General features: G+C 59.5%; 17 protein-coding genes and 2 pseudogenes. 8 read left to right on the top strand and 11 right to left on the bottom strand.

The window, feature by feature from the left end; translation table 11 throughout:
- Positions 1 to 162 (bottom strand): annotated as a pseudogene (locus tag AO268_RS28420) (IS21 family transposase); the annotation flags it as partial.
- A 285-nt stretch (positions 163 to 447) separates the two neighbouring features.
- On the opposite strand from AO268_RS28420, the gene AO268_RS28415 reads away from it, so the two are divergent.
- Positions 448 to 1,506: an NAD(P)H-dependent flavin oxidoreductase gene (locus AO268_RS28415; RefSeq protein ID WP_025828123.1), complete on the top strand. Its 1,059-nt coding sequence runs from the start codon at positions 448 to 450 to the stop codon at positions 1,504 to 1,506.
- 47 nt (positions 1,507 to 1,553) lie between these two features.
- Positions 1,554 to 2,162: a glutathione transferase GstA gene (gene gstA, locus AO268_RS28410; RefSeq protein ID WP_017516422.1), complete on the top strand. Its 609-nt coding sequence runs from the start codon at positions 1,554 to 1,556 to the stop codon at positions 2,160 to 2,162.
- Positions 2,163 to 2,453: 291 nt separating this feature from the next.
- Here gstA and AO268_RS28405 read toward each other — a convergent pair whose 3' ends face one another.
- The gene (locus tag AO268_RS28405) at positions 2,454 to 3,536 is read right to left on the bottom strand and encodes a zinc-dependent alcohol dehydrogenase family protein (RefSeq protein WP_052261069.1); all 1,083 of its coding nucleotides are present in this window, start codon (positions 3,534 to 3,536) and stop codon (positions 2,454 to 2,456) included.
- 130 nt (positions 3,537 to 3,666) lie between these two features.
- Between AO268_RS28405 and AO268_RS28400 the strand changes: the two genes are divergently transcribed.
- Positions 3,667 to 4,590 carry a LysR family transcriptional regulator gene (locus AO268_RS28400; protein WP_017516420.1) on the top strand — a complete coding sequence of 308 codons (924 nt, stop codon included), beginning with the start codon at positions 3,667 to 3,669 and terminating at the stop codon, positions 4,588 to 4,590.
- 24 nt (positions 4,591 to 4,614) lie between these two features.
- Here AO268_RS28400 and AO268_RS28395 read toward each other — a convergent pair whose 3' ends face one another.
- Positions 4,615 to 5,544 (bottom strand): LysR family transcriptional regulator, encoded by a 930-nt coding sequence (locus tag AO268_RS28395; protein WP_017516419.1) that lies wholly within the window; start codon positions 5,542 to 5,544, stop codon positions 4,615 to 4,617.
- A 101-nt stretch (positions 5,545 to 5,645) separates the two neighbouring features.
- Here AO268_RS28395 and AO268_RS28390 point away from each other — a divergent pair, with 101 nt between their 5' ends.
- The 5 genes from AO268_RS28390 (at position 5,646) to AO268_RS28370 (ending at position 9,244) form a co-directional block, all read left to right on the top strand.
- Positions 5,646 to 6,257, top strand: coding sequence for a glutathione S-transferase family protein (locus AO268_RS28390; RefSeq protein WP_017516418.1), 612 nt, complete (start codon positions 5,646 to 5,648; stop codon positions 6,255 to 6,257).
- Between the two features lie 21 nt (positions 6,258 to 6,278).
- Positions 6,279 to 6,983 (top strand): SDR family NAD(P)-dependent oxidoreductase, encoded by a 705-nt coding sequence (locus AO268_RS28385; RefSeq protein ID WP_017516417.1) that lies wholly within the window; start codon positions 6,279 to 6,281, stop codon positions 6,981 to 6,983.
- Positions 6,984 to 6,993: 10 nt separating this feature from the next.
- Positions 6,994 to 7,674: a cupin domain-containing protein gene (locus AO268_RS28380; protein WP_081596628.1), complete on the top strand. Its 681-nt coding sequence runs from the start codon at positions 6,994 to 6,996 to the stop codon at positions 7,672 to 7,674.
- A gap of 85 nt (positions 7,675 to 7,759) precedes the next feature.
- Entirely contained in the window at positions 7,760 to 8,155 is a 396-nt protein-coding gene (locus AO268_RS28375) for an MAPEG family protein (protein WP_017516415.1), read from the top strand.
- Between the two features lie 138 nt (positions 8,156 to 8,293).
- Complete coding sequence (locus AO268_RS28370) at positions 8,294 to 9,244, top strand: LysR family transcriptional regulator (RefSeq protein ID WP_161795745.1); 951 nt, start codon at positions 8,294 to 8,296, stop codon at positions 9,242 to 9,244.
- Here AO268_RS28370 and AO268_RS28365 read toward each other — a convergent pair.
- From AO268_RS28365 to AO268_RS28330, 8 genes and pseudogenes are all read right to left on the bottom strand, one after another.
- Positions 9,198 to 9,443 (bottom strand): DUF2274 domain-containing protein, encoded by a 246-nt coding sequence (locus AO268_RS28365; RefSeq protein ID WP_017516414.1) that lies wholly within the window; start codon positions 9,441 to 9,443, stop codon positions 9,198 to 9,200. The two genes, AO268_RS28370 and AO268_RS28365, sit on opposite strands and share 47 nt — an antisense overlap.
- Complete coding sequence (locus AO268_RS28360) at positions 9,440 to 10,663, bottom strand: TrbI/VirB10 family protein (protein ID WP_017516413.1); 1,224 nt, start codon at positions 10,661 to 10,663, stop codon at positions 9,440 to 9,442. Before AO268_RS28360 ends, AO268_RS28365 begins: the two co-directional genes overlap by 4 nt.
- Positions 10,664 to 10,666: 3 nt before the next feature.
- A complete protein-coding gene (gene trbG, locus AO268_RS28355) occupies positions 10,667 to 11,725 on the bottom strand; it encodes a P-type conjugative transfer protein TrbG (protein WP_099170564.1) in 1,059 nt (352 codons plus the stop codon).
- The gene (gene trbF, locus AO268_RS28350) at positions 11,722 to 12,408 is read right to left on the bottom strand and encodes a conjugal transfer protein TrbF (protein WP_025829577.1); all 687 of its coding nucleotides are present in this window, start codon (positions 12,406 to 12,408) and stop codon (positions 11,722 to 11,724) included. Before trbF ends, trbG begins: the two co-directional genes overlap by 4 nt.
- A complete protein-coding gene (gene trbL / locus AO268_RS28345) occupies positions 12,405 to 13,694 on the bottom strand; it encodes a P-type conjugative transfer protein TrbL (RefSeq protein ID WP_099170562.1) in 1,290 nt (429 codons plus the stop codon). Before trbL ends, trbF begins: the two co-directional genes overlap by 4 nt.
- A 3-nt stretch (positions 13,695 to 13,697) precedes the next feature.
- Complete coding sequence (gene trbK-alt / locus AO268_RS28340) at positions 13,698 to 13,973, bottom strand: putative entry exclusion protein TrbK-alt (protein ID WP_025825443.1); 276 nt, start codon at positions 13,971 to 13,973, stop codon at positions 13,698 to 13,700.
- A 6-nt stretch (positions 13,974 to 13,979) separates the two neighbouring features.
- Entirely contained in the window at positions 13,980 to 14,759 is a 780-nt protein-coding gene (gene trbJ, locus AO268_RS28335) for a P-type conjugative transfer protein TrbJ (RefSeq protein ID WP_099170561.1), read from the bottom strand.
- A pseudogene (locus AO268_RS28330) lies at positions 14,737 to 15,648 on the bottom strand (TraG/VirB4 family ATPase); the annotation flags it as partial. The gene trbJ and the pseudogene AO268_RS28330, both read right to left, overlap by 23 nt.
- Between the last annotated feature and the right edge of the window lie 97 nt (positions 15,649 to 15,745).

The raw sequence follows: 15,745 nt of genomic DNA, 5'->3' as shown, positions 1-15,745 counted from the left end.
CTCGGCGTCAGTCAGCGCAGAGGGCCAGGTCAGGCCGCTGGCAGCAAAGCGATTGAGGTACTCACCGACGCTGGCTCGGCCTACTTGCAAGCTTCCAGCGACCTGGCGGGCAGATAGGCCGACCTCGAATTTGAGACGTAGCACTTCTCGAATTTTACGCATGGATAAACGCTCCACGACGACCTCTCTGCTTCGATAAAAGAGGTCGATGGTAGTGAATAATCCTGCGTTGCTGCCTGCCTTAAGGGTGGCCGGATGAGCGTGGAATGGGTGGCCGGATCATCGTGGAATCAGTGGCCGGATGTTTATGGAATAGGTGGCCGGATGGCCGTGGAATCCGCACTGGAAACTTCAAAATAAGAGTAACCTGAGGAAAGCTAATTACAAGATGTAACGTTGGACCTATCTAGTCTGCATCTGGTGCGTAACTCGGATGGAGGCAAACTCATGCAAAGCACGCAAACCCTGGATCTGCTGAAGATCAAACATCCTATAATTCAAGGCCCTTTTGGTGGCGGGCTTTCGACCGTGGAGCTGGTTTCCACCGTTTCTAACCTCGGCGGCTTGGGGTCATTTGGTGTGCATTATCTGGAAGCCGAAGGCATTCTGGGTGTCGCTTCTGAAATCCGGGAGAAGACCAGCAACCCTTTCGCGCTGAACCTTTGGGTGTCTGATCACGATCCAGAGGCACGGGATTACTCCACTGATGCCTACGATCGGGCTTGGCGCCTATTTGAACCGCTTTATCGTGAGCTCAACCTTCCCAAACCAGAGCAACCGCCGCGGTTCCACCCCAGCTTTGAGGAGCAGGTGGAGGCAATCCTTGAAGCACAACCGGATGTGTTCAGCTTCGTCTTTGGAATACCGCCAGCCCGCGTGTTGGCAGATTGCAAGGCCCGGGGCATCACAACAGTGGGGGCCGCAACAACATTAGCCGAGGCGCAAGCGCTCGAAGCTGCAAATGTCGATGTGATCCTCGCCACAGGGTTCGAAGCGGGCGGGCACAGGCCGTCCTTTCTGGACCGGGCCGAGGACAGCTTGATGGGCACCATGCCGCTTACCCGTGTTATCTCAGAGATGTGTTCAAAACCGGTCATTGCGGCGGGTGGGATTGTGGATGCCGGGGGCATCGAGGCGGCGTTGTCCCTCGGTGCGGGGGCCGCGCAATTGGGCACGGCGTTCCTGGCCTGCGCGGAATCCGGCACGGTGGATCAACATCGGGCGGCACTGTATTCGGATCGCTCTGCCAGTTCAGAACTGACACGTGCCTATACCGGGCGACTTGCCAGGGGCATGTCCAACCGTCTGATCAAAGACATGCAGGCCGTGGCAGCTCAGCTCCCGCCGTTTCCAGTCCAGGCATGGTTCGTGGCGCCGCTGCGCGCAGCAAGCATCGCTGCAGGGGGTGATGAGTTCCTCTCGCTCTATGCAAATCAGGCCGCACCGCTTCTGAAGCACAGGAAGACCGCCGATCTGATGGCCGACCTGATCGTCGGCATCGCGTGAGGCCGTTCCCAGCTCAGTTCAACCCCTCTGAAATCATGGAGCCTAAAATGAAACTCTACTATTCCCCCGGTGCGTGTTCATTGTCCCCGCACATCATCCTGCGCGAGGTGGGCGCGAAATTTGAACTCGATCTCGTCGATCTTCAGACCAAGAAAACTCAATCCGGCGACGATTACCTCGGTATCTGCTTAAAAGGCTATGTTCCAGCGCTGGCGTTGGATACCGGCGATGTCATTACCGAAGGTGTGGCTATCATTCAGTACATTGCAGACGGCGTTCCAGAAGCCGATTTGGTCCCTCCGTCCGGAAGCATTGAACGGGCCAAGCTGCAAGGCGTTCTGAATTTCATTAGTGCCGAGCTTCACAAGTCCTTTTCACCTTTGTTCTCAGCGACAGCCTCCGAAGAACAAATCCAGGCGGCTCCTGCCAAGGTGGGCAAATGTTTCGACTATATCGAAGCGCGGTTTTCAGATAGCCGCACACACATCATGGGAGATACATATACGATTGCGGACGCCTATTTGTTCGTTGTGGCGCGGTGGGCGGGTTTTAAGGATATCAGCTTGGATGCCTGGCCTAAGTTACAGGCCTATCTGCAACGGATCGGAGATCGACCGGCCGTGAAGGCCGCAATTGAGGCCGAGACGTCCGGCTAGCGTAAAGCGGAGGCGGCTCAGCGTATGAGGCCTGGTGCGCGTTCGATCATGTGTTGATGGAATACGCTGATGTGTTTGCGCTGAGCCGCCGCACCCTTCTGGAGAATTCACTTGTCGGTGGGGTCGGAGCCGATCAATTTAGAAGAGAGCGGTAATCGCGGGAGAGAGTCAGCGGTTGCCTTGGAAGGGACCGTCAGCCGCACAAACCACTGGCTCCGCGGACTTAACGCTGTACTGCGTTTGCAACGGTTTACTGATTGCAACACTGCGTCAGTGTTCTGAGAGAGCTGACTAACTGTGAAGCACGTCTTCGTCGAGCGTTTGCGATTTGGCTTCGCGCCAGTCGCTGACCCGGACGGTGATTTTTCCAAATGGGCCGTGTTTGAGATGTGCGAATGCGTCTTGCACATCTTCAAAAGCGTATTCCTTATCGACTACCGGATGGATGTCATTGCGCTGAACAAAGCTGATCAATCGCTCAAGCGCGCGTCGATGTCCGACCGAGACTCCTTGCAGTCTTATTCTGCGCAGCATGAACGGAATCGCACTGATCTGCGCATCCATCCCGCCGAGGAAGCCGACAAGCGATATCTGGCCCTGTGGCGCAGCTGCTGTCAAAGATCGGGCAAGGTTATCGCCGCCGATCAATTCCAGAATGTGATCGACACCGGCACCGTCGGTCAGTTCGATAACTTCTTCGGGCCAGTTTGGGTGGGTACTCGTATTTATACCAGCCCAAGCACCGAGCTTGAGCGTCTGGGTGAGTTTGTTCTCACTTCGCGAAGTAACGATTACGCGTGCGCCGATCGCTTGCGCAATCTGCAATCCGGCAAGTGCAACGCCCCCTGTGCCCTGGACGAGAACGGTTTGACCCTCTCGGACATTGCCGGTTTCGGCGAAAGCGAACCATGCCGTCAGTGCTGCTACAGGGAGCGTGGAGGCCTCCGCATCCGTCAAATCACTTGGTACTTTGACAGCTGCCGCTTCCGGAATGACGATGTATTCAGCAAGCCCACCAGGCAGAGGTCCGCCCAAAGACAAACCATGGGTGAGCATCGACCGCGGCGGTTGACCGTCAATCCATTCGGTCCAGAAGTTACCAATCACCCGGTCTCCAGGCTCGACGCTTGAGACGTTGTGCCCAACGTCAACGACCGCACCACAAAAGTCCGAGACAGGAATGAATGGCATGTTAGGCCGTTCCGGCAAAAGTGCCCCATCGACCACCAATTTGTCGCGATAATTCAGCGAGACTGTTCGTACACGTATCAGAACTTCCGTCGCAGATGGAATCGGTCTGTGTGTTTCAACCATTTCGAGGTTGCTTAGGCCGAATTCCCTGAGCGCCCACGCCCTCATCGTTTTCTGTTTCATGAAATCTGCACCTCACGATTGCAGGTGATCTGTTGTCGATCACGTGACATCTGGGCACAGCCTATTGTATATTTCATATAGTTAGTTGGGAATTCTTATCCTATCATTTGCGAAAAAGGATCGTGAATTTATGCGTCTCCTCCCGTCTATCAGCGTCGAAGGCATTTCTGCGTTCGTCTACACGGTAGAGATGGGCAGTTTCACTGCAGCATCACAGGCCTTGGGCCTTTCAAAGTCTGCGGCAGCAAAGAGCGTGGCTCGGCTTGAAGAACGCCTGGGTGTACAGCTTTTGCTGCGCACGACGCGTTCGATCACGCTTACGGATGAGGGCAAAGTCTTTTTTCTGAAGAGCAAGGAGATTCTTGAAAACATTGAAGCTGCAGAGACGTCGATGAGTTTGCGGCGCAGGGAAGTGACGGGCGTTTTGAGAGTAAGCTTGCCCGTTTCTTTCGGGCGACTATGGGCTGCTCCAGCGCTTTTGGAGCTTACGACTCAATATCCGAGTTTGGTTCTCAACTTGTCTTTCACGGATCGTTTTGTCGATCTGGTTGAGGAAGGCTTCGACCTTTCTGTGCGGATCGGCGCGTCAGATGACAGCGCCACTATTCTCACCAGAATGCTGGCGGAGCAGACGTCGATCCTGTGTGCAGCGCCAGCCTACATCGCGCGTCACGGGACACCCGACAAGCTGGAGGATCTCGCTTCGCACCGATGTATCTTCTTTGAGCATGGTGGGCGCCTTCTCCCTTGGCATCTCGTTACTGAGGACGGTGACATGGTCGAGCAGTCATACGCTGGATGTTTGACAGTCAATCACGGTGAGGCTCTTCTGGATGCCGCCTTGGCAGGGCATGGCATTGCGCGGCTATCTACTTGGCTTGCCGGTGAACACTTGCGATCAGGCGCTCTTGTTCCAGTGTTGTCTTTTTCGGACATGGTAGACCGGAGCATCAACCTATTGTGGCCGCGACGACGTGACCATGCACCCAAAATCCGGGTCGCGATTGATGCACTGGTCGCGCGTTTCGCATCACCCGTTCCTTGGGGTAGATGACCGCGCCCCAAGGCTGGTTGAACGTCAAGCAGCGGCTGCACCGCGCACGAGGCTTGGCGCGCGTTCGATCAGGTGCTGATGGAACGCGCTGATGTGTTTGGGATAGGTCGCTGCACGGTTCCAAAGTGCGTCAATGCGGATCAAGGCTGGATGCTGTGGCGCCAGCATGACCCGACAAGTCTTATCCCGAAACTCCCTCGAAATGCGGGAGCCCGGCAGAATGGTGGACCCGATGCCCAAATCGGCCCATTCCTGCATGACGTGATAGCTCATCGTGTGCCCGGAATACTCCTTCAACTGAAGATCCGCGCTGGAGAAAAGGGATCGCGTTGCATTGGCCAGACCGCATCCGTCATAGGATAGAATGAACGTGTCATCTGCGATCTGTGAAAGTAGGACGGCACCCTCATCAACCTGGGTCATGGCAGACGACCGGGCTGGAAGATATCGCAGCTCTTCTGTGTAAATCTCGGTGCTGAAAGTGCTGCGCGCCGTGGGCTCATGCGGCAGAAACGGGCAGAGCATCACATCAATCTGCCCCTTTTCCAGACGGGCATCCAGATCATCCAGAAAGCACTCCTTAAAGAAGACATCGACATCGGGAAATTCTGTTCGATATGGAGCAATTACCTGTGTCAGGAGGCGCATGTCGATCAGCGGTGACAATCCAATACGAAGCAATTGATGTTGTGGATCGAAGAAGGCTTTTGCCCGGGCCTGCAACTCTCCTTGCGACTGAAGCACTGCATCGATCAGCGGTAAGACGTCTTTGCCAAAGGCGGTCAGGTTCACTTTGCGGGTTGTGCGATCGAACAGGGCTCCGCCGAGTTCTTCTTCTAACTGCGCAATCCCATTGGAAAGGGTTGGCTGGGTGACATGGCATCGTTCAGCCGCCTTGGTGAACGAAGCTTCGGCCGCAGTCGCTGAGGCATATCGGAGCTGGTTGAGGTTCATTTATAGCCACCAACTATTGGTCATATTCTGAGATGCAATTTCTCTATCAATAGCCTGACCGCTACAGTCCATGCAACCCTAGTCTAAATTTGAGGTCTGCCATGAAACTCTATGACTGCACTGGTGCAGTGAACCCACGTCGCATCAGAATTTTCCTTGCTGAGAAGGGGATCGATATCGACTGCGCTCAGGTCGATGTCTTCAAGGGCGAGCAGTACAGTGAGGGCTTCACCAAGCTCAATCCGCTCAAAGCCGTACCCTGCCTCGAGCTCGACGACGGCGCGGTCATCTCTGAGGCTGTTGCGATTGCCCGTTACTTCGAGGCTACGCAGCCTGAGCCGTCTTTGCTTGGCAAAACACCGAAGGACCAGGCTTTGGTCGCGATGTGGCAACGGCGGGTCGAAGAAGGCCTGGTCGGGGCGGCCACGACCTTTTTCCATCACGCCACTGACGGTTTGGGCGAGGCGGATCGCTATCGCAATAAAGAATGGGGCGAGGCGAACAAACCGCGCGTTGAAGAGACCATGCGCTGGTTAGACCAAGAGCTGGAGGGACGGGACTTCGTCGCTGGCGACACGTTCAGCTTTGCCGACATTACGGCGCTCTGCGGTGTCGATTTTGCGGGTCTGTTTGGCATTTCGATCCCGGCTGACTGCACGCATCTCGCGGCGTGGCACGCGCGCGTCTCTGAACGTCCGACCGCCAAGGCCTGAAACTGATCAAGGAGAAATAACATGAACGATTCACAACAAAAGAAATCTGCGATCATTGCCGGTATGGCGCCGGGCTTTGGAGCAGCGATTGCAAAGACGCTGATCGCGGATGGCTACAACGTGTACGGCCTATCCCGGAAAAGCAGCCTTGAGGGAGAAGACCTCGGCGCGTCTTACACCCACCTGCCTTACGACTTGAGCGATCAGGCGCGTGTCGAAAAGGCGATTGAGCTGATTGACGGGCAGGATGGCCCTGCAACGGTGCTGATCTACAACGCGATGCAGCTCATCCCGAAACCCTTTCTGGAACTGACACCAGAGGAGTTCCAGGCGTCTTGGGTGTCGACCTGCTTCGGTGCAATGATCACGGCGCGGGCCGTGCTGCCCGGCATGGTTTCTGCAGGTAGCGGCACAGTGATCTTCACCGGCGCAACAGCGGCTCTCAAAGGCAATCCGCGCTTTGCAGCCTTCGCATCAGCGAAGTTCGCGCTGCGTGGCCTGGCACAGTCCCTTGCCCGCGAATTTGGCCCGCAAGGGATCCACGTCGTGCATTCCGTGCTCGATGGCATCATCTGGGGACCCCAAGCCCAGGAACGCTTCAACATCAAGGAAGAAGATTGTCTCGACGCTGACGCGATCGCGACGGCCTATCTGCAGCTGATCAATCAATCCCCCAAAGCCTGGACACATGAATTCGACATGCGCCCTGCGACTGAGAAATTCTGAGGACTTCATCATGACGTACAGTGTACCAGAGAGTGTAAACACTGATCTTTCTCAACCGGCCATCGTTCATTCTGCTGAACAAGAGTGGTCGCCTTCTCCGACAGCCGGGGTTGACCGCCGCTTTCTGGAACGCGACGGGGCCGAAGTTGCCCGGGCAAGCTCGGTGGTCCGCTATGCGCCGGGAAGTGCGTTTCCGGAACACACCCATGACATGGGCGAAGAATATCTGGTGCTTGAAGGAGTGTTTTCTGATGGTGACGGGGATTTCCGCACCGGGTGTTACGTGCGCAACCCTCCGGGCAGCAAGCACGCGCCCTTCACGAAGGATGGATGCACGATTTTTGTGAAGCTGCGCCAGTTCCAAGAAGATGATCGCCAGACCGTCCACAAGCATATTGACGACCTCGCATATGAGCCAACCGGAACGGACGGTCTGACCCGCGCGCAGCTCCATCAGGATGTGTCCGAGACGGTCGTTTCAGAGAGGCTTGCGCCAGGAACCAATTGGGCTGACCGCGGCGATTTTTCCGGCGAAGAGATTTTCGTCATCGAAGGGGAGCTGCTTTACGGCGACACCCTATGCGGCGCGGGCACATGGCTGCGGTTCCCGGCTGGGGCAGAATTGCCCATCCAATCCCCGTCAGGCTGTCGCATCTGGGCCAAACGGGGCCACTTGGGGCATCTCACCTGATCGGCCGGAAAACGCGCCGCCCTGAAATCGGGTTGCTAGAGCGACCCGCATTTCAGGCTGATCTCGTCATCGAAAGGAAACAATAATGACTGAAATCCACTGGATGGCTGCAACTGGCCTCATGACTGCCCTGTTTTGGATGGTCTATGTCTTGAACCGCTTTGCCGTAATCGGGATACCAGCATCGCTGGGAAATCCGAACCCTGAGCATAAGCCCTTGTCGGACTGGGCGCAGCGCGCGACGGCGGCCCATCAAAACGCGATGGAAAACTTTCCGATCTTCGCGGCTCTGGTGTTGGGAGTCGTCGCCCTGAATTTGTCCTCTAGCCTCACGATCACACTCAGCATGCTCTACTTCTTCGCCCGTCTGGCGCACTTTGTCGTCTACACGCTGGGTATTCCGGTCGCTCGGACATTGACCTTCGTCCTTGGGTGGATAGTCCAAGTGGTTCTGGCCATGGTCATCCTCGGGGTCGTTTGATCGTGGCAGCGAAACTCAGAGCGCGCGCCACTCGCTCCGGTGACGTGGCGCATCTCCTAGCTAGAGTCGTCGCGTCCTGTCGCCCTCCCCAGTCGTGCAGCAACGGGGTGGAGTTAGTATTTGTTGCGGGATTGCATCGTGTCTCGACGCCTTAAATTAGGTGCAGGGGAACCGAGTTCTGGCATACCTCTTTGTATATCTGACTTGCAGTGTTTTCTGTCTGTCTGCGAGGCAGGTAGCATTCGTAAAGCGGCAGAGGCTATTGGCGTTGGCCAACCGTCTTTGAGCAGACGCATTCAGAAATTGGAGGAAATGCTTGGGTTGTCGCTCTTTGAAAGGCGTACGACAGGAGTGCGCCTGACGCCTTTTGGATGGCGTTTTATGTCACAATCCCGGATGCTTGTTGCCGGGGTTCAGGACGCTCTAGAATCCGCCTCTATGGCTGGGACTGCTATGACTGGAAAACTGGACGTTGGCATTACAGCCTGCCTTTCCGGCGGACCCGTGCGAAACCTGTTTTCGGCTTTTATCGAAGCCCATTGCGATGTCGCCATTCAGGTGATTGGAGCGTCCAGCAACGAACTCTCCACTCTATTGAACCAACGCCTCGTGGACGCAATCATCACTTCACGTGCGCCAAAGCCAAGTGTCGAAGACAGTGTTTTACTTTCGCGCGAGCGGATGCTTCTTGCGGTCTCGACGGACCACGAATGGTCTGAACGTCATCAAATACTCTGGGAAGAGTTGAATGAGGCTTCTGATGTTCTTTGGGTGACGGAGCCATTTACGGCTTTCGATACACACAGGCTAGGGCACGTTGCGGCTTTCGCAAAATCAGAACTCGTTCACCGAAATCGGCTGAGTCGCGAAGAGATCATGGGTTTGGTCGGTCTGGGGTTGGGCATCACATTTGTCTACGAGCACTGTAGAGGGATTACCTACCCTAATGTCACCTATGTTCCCATTGGGGGTGATGGTGAGCCAACTCCTTTTTCTCTGACATGGCTTCCAGAAAACGATAACCCGGCACTTCGACGATTCATCAGTCTGGCGAAGATCGAAGCAAAGACGAACGGTTCTCTTTCTTGAGCTTAGCGAACCCGCGATCGGTCTTCATGAAACGCTCCAGCATGGGCGCGATGAGCTTGGCCGGTTCGAGTTTGCGCCCGTTCTCAGCCGCAAGAATCTCCGCATAAGCTGTCAGATCCCGATGCACCTGCGCTGGTAGCTCGATCGTCAGCTTGACGGGCTTGTCGTCGCGAATGTCGCCTAGCTTCAACTTGCTCATCGGGCATCTCCTTGCGGTTCGAGGATTAGATCGCGCGTCACCATCACGCGTACCGGAAATCCTGGCCGGATCGTAAGTGTCGGCGGAATCTGAAGCTGGCGCTGGACGATGGCCTCGCCGGCGCGTCCGATCGTGTCCTGCGTGCCGTCTCTGATTGCCTTGGCGATCTCGTCGCCGCCATCTTCGCCGGTCTCAAGCCCAATATTGAGGATGGTCGCCAGACCCGCCGCGCGGAATAGTTGGCCCCAGTGATTGTCGACACCGTCTTCGAGCCCGGCGTATCCGGCCTGATCCGTGCCGGGCTGGCGTTCGAGGACGATGGAGCGACCGTCGGGTAGGATCAATCGGGTCCAGGCGAGCAGCAGACGACGCTGACCGGTTTCCACGCGGCTGTCATATTCGCCCAGCAGGCGCGCGCCTTGTGGGATCAGCAGGAATTGCCCGGTGGGACTGTCATAGACGTTCGCTGTGACCTGCGCGGTGATCTGCCCCGGAAGGTCGGAGCGCAGGCCTGTCAGCAGCGCTGCCTCGATGACCGATCCCGCTTGCAGGACGTAGGGGCTCGGCGGGGATTGTAGCCGATTTGCGGCGGTGGTTCGTCTATCGACCTCACGATCTAGGAAGGCTTCCTGTCGCTCCGTCGTGTCCGGCCTCCGTGCCTGATCGGCAGAAGCCGGGAAGAGACCTTGTAGCCCGGTGGCCGCGGCCGCAACGGGGGCTGCCTGTGGCCTTTCAGCCCCGGTGCCGCTCGATCTCGCGTCGGCAAAGAGCGTCGCGAGCCGCGCGGCTTCGGCCTCTTGCAAGCGCAGTTGTTCTTCCGGATCGACGGCAGGACCGGTCGCAGGAACGACGGGCACGGGCTCACCGCGCCGCTGCGCAGACAGAACCGGACGCCCGAGCTCACCCGGTAGCGGTGGGCCAAGCCGTGGGATCGACGCGTAGTCGCGCGGCAGCCCCAAAAGGCCCTCGGCCTCCTGGACTCGTTCGGTCGAGAACAGTTCGGAAGGTCCATCGCCTGGATCGGAGCCTTGCAAGGCTCCGATCAGGATCGCGCCGATGCCGAGCCCACCGGCGACGACCAGAACCGTGATCGCCTTGCGCGAGAGCCGCATGACACGCGGCGGATCGGGCCGTAGGCGGAGTTCCTTCGCGATGTCCTGTTCGGTGCGTGGCGGCTCTTCGGCGCGGTCGTCTTGTTGCTGATCTTCAGTTCCGGTCATGGGTCAGCGGTCCTCATCGGGACGCCAGGCGGACACCACGCGCTCTTCGCGTTGGGTGCTTCGCTGGACCCCGTCCGTCCGCACGATCCGCACCACCCGCTGGCGATCCCCAAGCCGCAGTTCGGCGGCGGCGAAGAGCCGATCGACGATCATGTAGTTGCGCCGGATACGGTAATTGACGAGCTGACCGTCCCCTTCAGGTCCGATCACGAAGAGCGGCGGCATCTCGCCCTGGCCAATCCCGCGCGGGAACTCGATGAAGACCTGCCGCCCGTCATCGAAGGCGCGGCGCGGCCGCCAGGGCGCGCGGTCGCCGGTGATCCGGTAGCGGAAGTTGAGATCGTCGAGATCGACATTGCGCCCGATGGGAAGGCTCGTCTCTGCACGATCGTTCTGGCGCCGAAGCGCGATCAGGTCGTCTTCGGGGTATTGCCAGGATACGGAGGCCATATAGGCCTGCGGCGTCGCGCGCAGTTCGAGGTGATAGGTGCGCCGGTCGGTGTTGATGACGAGATTGGTCACGAGATCGGGCCGGGTCGGTTTCACGAGCACATGGATGCGGCGGCTGTCGCCGGAGCCACTTTCGGTATCGCCGATGATCCAGCGTGCTGTGTCGCCCACGGCGATCGGGCCGGCGCCGACGAGACTCTCACCCGTCTGTAGCGCGATGTCCGTGACCTGGCCGGGTGAGGTGTAGACCTGATAGAGCGCCCCGGAGCTGTAGGGATAGAGCTGGACGGCGTTGATGAAGCCGTCGCGCACCGGTTCGATCCGGGCGGCGGCATTGGCGTTGGTCACGCGCTCGGTCGGTTCCGCAGCTTCTGCCGGACGGTCGTCGGCATCGACCCGCATGAGCTGGCCGGGCAGCGGTAAAGGCTCGGGTGTCTCGACGATCCGGACTGGGCGCGCCGGTTCAGCAACCAGCGTTGCGGCGACCGGATCATCGTAGCTGATCTCAGGCGGTTTGAAGGTGGCGCACCCGGCCAGCATCGAACCGGCGAGAAGTGTAGTGATGGAAAGTCTGGCGGGCATGCAGGTTTTGCGTATGATGCAATCATTCATTGGGCGTTCTCCCTTGACCAGTTGATGGCGTGGACGAAGACGCCGAGAGGGTTTTTGCGGAGGCGGTCGGCGTCGCGGGGTGGTTGGACGACGACGCTGAGTATGCCGGTCCAGCGTTCGGTGACGGCGAGCTGCCCGTTCACGTAGCGGCGTTCGGTCCAGGCCACGCGGAAGCTGTTGTCAGAAGCCCGGATGACACTGGAGATTTCGGCGGTGACTTGGACCTCGCCGACGCGGGCGAAGGGATCGTTTTCCCGGGCGAAGTCGTTGAGCGCGACGGACCCGCGATCGGTGGTGAAATCGTAAGCGCGGAGCCAGTTCTCGCGGAGCACGATCGGATCGGCGGGAACCTCGCGGACGTTCTCAATGAAGCGTGCGAGGTGGAAAGCGATCTGCGGATCGGTTGGGCGGTAGTTGGCGGTTGCCGGTACCACGGCTTGGGCTGCCCCAAGTCTATCGACCTCGACCACATAAGGGACGATTGTGCCTTGGGTGGATTGCCAAACCAGCGCGAGGCCAAAGGTCGCTGTCGTGGCGAGACACCCGATGGCCATGAGCCGCCAATTGCGGGCTTGGACGCGGGCCGAACCCATCCGCTCGTCCCAGACCTGGGCGGCCTTCCGGTAAGGGGTCACGGGTTCGGGGGTCTTGGCGTATCGCACGCTGGTTCTCTTGAATTTCATGATCTCTCCGAAAGGCTGATGGCAGTGCCCGCGCCGCCGCCATCGCCGGAGCGGATGGCGTGGGCGGCAACGGCGGTGCCGTGTTGCAGGCTCTGCTGACGTTTCATGCGGCGCGCCCAGGCGGGCGGACCGTCATTGGCGGGGGTCGGCATGGATGACGGGGAATTGCTGAACTTGCCGCCGGTGGCTTCGAAGGCAGCGCGTGAGCCGGAGCGGTAGCTGTCGCCGACAGCGCGCTTGAGCGGGCTGACAGCTGTGTTGACTCCGGCCTGGCCGACTGCGGCCATGGCGCTCGCGGCTTTCCCGGCCGTGGACGTGCCCGAGGCTGCGCCGATCCCGAAGGCAGTCGAAGCACCGCCTGCAACGGCAGATCCACCGCGCAGGGCGGCTCCACCGGCGGCCCCGGCCATCTTCGCGCCCGCGAGACCACCTGCGACCACGCCGCCTGCTGCGAGGCCGGCACCGACCGCCGCGCCGGCACCGAGCTGCGGTCCGCCAGAAACGATGCCGTTGGCGATGCCGGGGCCGAAGATGCCGAGCGCGAGCAGCGAGAGCGCCGCGAGCACGACGGCCATCGCATCCTCGATGGTCGGTTCGCCGGTGAAACCGGCAGTGAACTCGCCGAAGATGGTCGAGCCGATGCCGACGATGACGGCAAGCACGAGCACCTTGACACCGGACGATATGACGAGCCCTAGCACGCGTTCGGCCATGAAGGCGGTCTTGTTGAAGAGGCCGAAGGGCACGAGGATGAAGCCCGCGAGCGTCGCCAGCTTGAACTCGATCAGCGTCACGAAGAGCTGGATCGCGAGGATGAAAAAGGAGAGCAGGACCACGATCCAGGCGAAGAGCAGGATCGAGATCTGGATAAAGTTCTCGAAGAAGGAGACGAAGCCCATCAGGTCAGCGATGGACTCCAAGATTGGTTGCCCTGCTTCAAGCCCGACAGCGGCGATCCGGCCCGGCTGCAGGAGCTCGCCCGCACCGATCGCGCCGCCGGTGGCGATGAGGCCGAGACCTGCGAAGCTCTCGAAGACGATGCGCGCGAGCGCATTCCAGTTGCCGATGATATAGGCGAAGACGCCGACGAAGAGCGTCTTCTTGACGAGGCGACCGATGATGTCGTCATCCGCCCCCCAGGCCCAGAAGAGCGCGGCGAGCGTGACGTCGATAACGATGAGTGTGGTCGCGAGGAAGGCGACATCGCCGCCGAGCAGGCCGAACCCGCTGTCGATATAGGTCGTAAAGACCTCCAGGAACCGATCGATGACGCCGACTCCGTCCATGACCTACTCCGGGTCCGAATTGTCGGTGGACGTGCCGAAGAAGCGGCGGCGGTTCTCCTCCCAGGCGGCCTGGCACTCTGTGTCGGCTTCAAGGGCTTCCGGGGTCAGCGAGCGGCAGTGTTGCAAGGTCTCACGCAACGGATCGTCCGAGACCACGGCGGGGCGCTCCATCCGTTCCACTTCCAACGCGCGCTGAAGTTCCATCGCCGCCATGAGCGCGGCAATGGCGCCCAAGGCGATGGCGATGGCTTTCAGCGTGGTCTCAGCGGTCAGCTTCATCGCGGCTTACCGGAACATCCGCACGGTGGTCGGCTCGTAGCCGGAGCCGTAATCGAGGAAGCGCGTGAGGTTCTCGCGGGCCTGCGCTTCGGCAGTTGCGACACGCGCGGCTTCGAGCGATTGCGCCCGGTTCTGCGCGGCGATGGCCGCCGTCAAGTCAGAAATCTGCTGGCTTTGCAATGCGAGGAGTTGATTACCGGCTTGGGTCGCCTGCAAGGCACCGGTCGCGGCCTGGCTGCGGCCGACGAGCGCCTGCATTTCGGTGCGGGCGGTTTCGATGTTGCCCACGACGCCTGCCTGCACCTTGAGGGCGTCTTCGAAACCGGCGACCGAAGTGCGCCAGCGATCCTGTGCGCCCGCGATCATGTCGTCGAAATCGCCGCGCGCGGCTGCCGCGCCGTAATCCTGGGTGAAGGCTTCGTCGATCGTCGCCACATCATGGGCGATGCGCTGTGCTTCGTCCAAGAGCTGCTGGGTTTGCTGCACCGAAGACTGCAGTCGCGACAGCGACGAATATGGCAGGCTCGCGAGATTGCGCGCCTGGTTGACCAGCATCTGCGCTTCGTTCTGGAGCTGGGCGATCTGGTTGTTGATCTGCTCCAGCGTCCGGGCGGCGGTCAGCAGGTTCTCGGCATGGTTGGTCGGATCGTAGACGATCCCGCCGAACCCGCCGCCGAAGAATGCGTGGGCGGGCGGCGCGGTCGCCGGGGTCATTGCGATCGCGCTCGACAGCAACAGGGCTGCGGCGGCGCGCCCTGCCAGTTTACGTGTCTTGGTCGTGAACATCAGTCTTCTCCTTGTCGTCGTTGGCTTCTGGGGTTGCGGATGGGGTGGCTTCGATCACGGCGTCGGAAGGACCGAGCAGTTCGGTCGCCCATCCGAGATCGCACCGGGCGAGCCAGGCGGCGGCAAAACCGTCACGCCCGTGTTTGTCGAGGATCGCGTCGATCGCGGCGTGGTCGGCTTTGGAAGAGGCCGCGGTAAAGGCGAGCGCGACTTCGCCGAGGCCGAGAGCGAAGAGCCGGTTGCCGCGGCGCGACTGGCAGTAATAGTCGCGTTTGGGCGTCGCGCGGGCGACGATCTCGATCTGTCGGTCGTTGAGCCCGAAATTGCGATAGGTCGCGGCGATCTGCGGCTCGAAGGCGCGCTCGTTCGGCAGGAAGATGCGTGTCGGGCAGCTTTCGACGATGGCGGGCGCGATGTCCGAGCCGTCGATGTCGGCGAGCGATTGGGTGGCGAAGACGACGGAGGCGTTCTTCTTGCGCAGCGTCTTCAACCATTCGCGCAGTTGCGATCCGAAGGTCGCGTCGTCCAAGGCAAGCCAGCCTTCATCGACGATAATGAGGCTCGGGCGTCCGTCGAGCCGCGCTTCGATGCGGTGAAAGAGATAGGCGAGGACGGCAGGCGCAGCGGCGGAGCCGATCAGCCCCTCGGTCTCGAAGGCCTGGAAATCGGCACTGCCGAGTGCTTCGTCTTCCGCATCAAGCAGACGGCCAAACGGTCCGCCGAGGCAGAAAGGGGTCAGTGCGCGCTTGAGATCGTTCGATTGCAGGAGGACCGACAGACCTGTCAGCGTGCGTTCTTCGATCGGGGCCGAGGCAAGCGAGGTGAGCGCTGACCAGAGATGATCGCGCGCCACCGGGTCGATCATCACCTCTTCGCGGGCCAATAATCCGGGGGTATGCGGATTTAATGGTTGATATGTGAAGTAGAAAGCGGAAGGGAAAACTAAATCCACAACGGACTAAATGGTTGATAGCTAACCGTGCCGG

Source organism: Pseudomonas sp. ICMP 8385 (assembly GCF_002699915.1).
Taxonomy (GTDB): Bacteria; Pseudomonadota; Gammaproteobacteria; order Pseudomonadales; family Pseudomonadaceae; genus Aquipseudomonas; species Aquipseudomonas gessardii.
The sequence above is the reverse complement of the archived record's forward strand: the minus strand, read 5'-3'. Positions and strand labels throughout refer to the sequence as shown.

Excerpts from the sequence above, each read along its gene's own strand:
- AO268_RS28415 (WP_025828123.1), top strand. The coding sequence starts at position 448 with ATGCAAAGCACGCAAACCCTGGATCTGCTGAAGATCAAACATCCTATA.
- gstA (WP_017516422.1), top strand. The coding sequence starts at position 1,554 with ATGAAACTCTACTATTCCCCCGGTGCGTGTTCATTGTCCCCGCACATC.
- AO268_RS28405 (WP_052261069.1), bottom strand. The coding sequence starts at position 3,536 with ATGAAACAGAAAACGATGAGGGCGTGGGCGCTCAGGGAATTCGGCCTA.
- AO268_RS28400 (WP_017516420.1), top strand. The coding sequence starts at position 3,667 with ATGCGTCTCCTCCCGTCTATCAGCGTCGAAGGCATTTCTGCGTTCGTC.
- AO268_RS28395 (WP_017516419.1), bottom strand. The coding sequence starts at position 5,544 with ATGAACCTCAACCAGCTCCGATATGCCTCAGCGACTGCGGCCGAAGCT.
- AO268_RS28390 (WP_017516418.1), top strand. The coding sequence starts at position 5,646 with ATGAAACTCTATGACTGCACTGGTGCAGTGAACCCACGTCGCATCAGA.
- AO268_RS28385 (WP_017516417.1), top strand. The coding sequence starts at position 6,279 with ATGAACGATTCACAACAAAAGAAATCTGCGATCATTGCCGGTATGGCG.
- AO268_RS28380 (WP_081596628.1), top strand. The coding sequence starts at position 6,994 with ATGACGTACAGTGTACCAGAGAGTGTAAACACTGATCTTTCTCAACCG.
- AO268_RS28375 (WP_017516415.1), top strand. The coding sequence starts at position 7,760 with ATGACTGAAATCCACTGGATGGCTGCAACTGGCCTCATGACTGCCCTG.
- AO268_RS28365 (WP_017516414.1), bottom strand. The coding sequence starts at position 9,443 with ATGAGCAAGTTGAAGCTAGGCGACATTCGCGACGACAAGCCCGTCAAG.
- AO268_RS28360 (WP_017516413.1), bottom strand. The coding sequence starts at position 10,663 with ATGACCGGAACTGAAGATCAGCAACAAGACGACCGCGCCGAAGAGCCG.
- trbG (WP_099170564.1), bottom strand. The coding sequence starts at position 11,725 with ATGAATGATTGCATCATACGCAAAACCTGCATGCCCGCCAGACTTTCC.
- trbF (WP_025829577.1), bottom strand. The coding sequence starts at position 12,408 with ATGAAATTCAAGAGAACCAGCGTGCGATACGCCAAGACCCCCGAACCC.
- trbL (WP_099170562.1), bottom strand. The coding sequence starts at position 13,694 with ATGGACGGAGTCGGCGTCATCGATCGGTTCCTGGAGGTCTTTACGACC.
- trbK-alt (WP_025825443.1), bottom strand. The coding sequence starts at position 13,973 with ATGAAGCTGACCGCTGAGACCACGCTGAAAGCCATCGCCATCGCCTTG.
- trbJ (WP_099170561.1), bottom strand. The coding sequence starts at position 14,759 with ATGTTCACGACCAAGACACGTAAACTGGCAGGGCGCGCCGCCGCAGCC.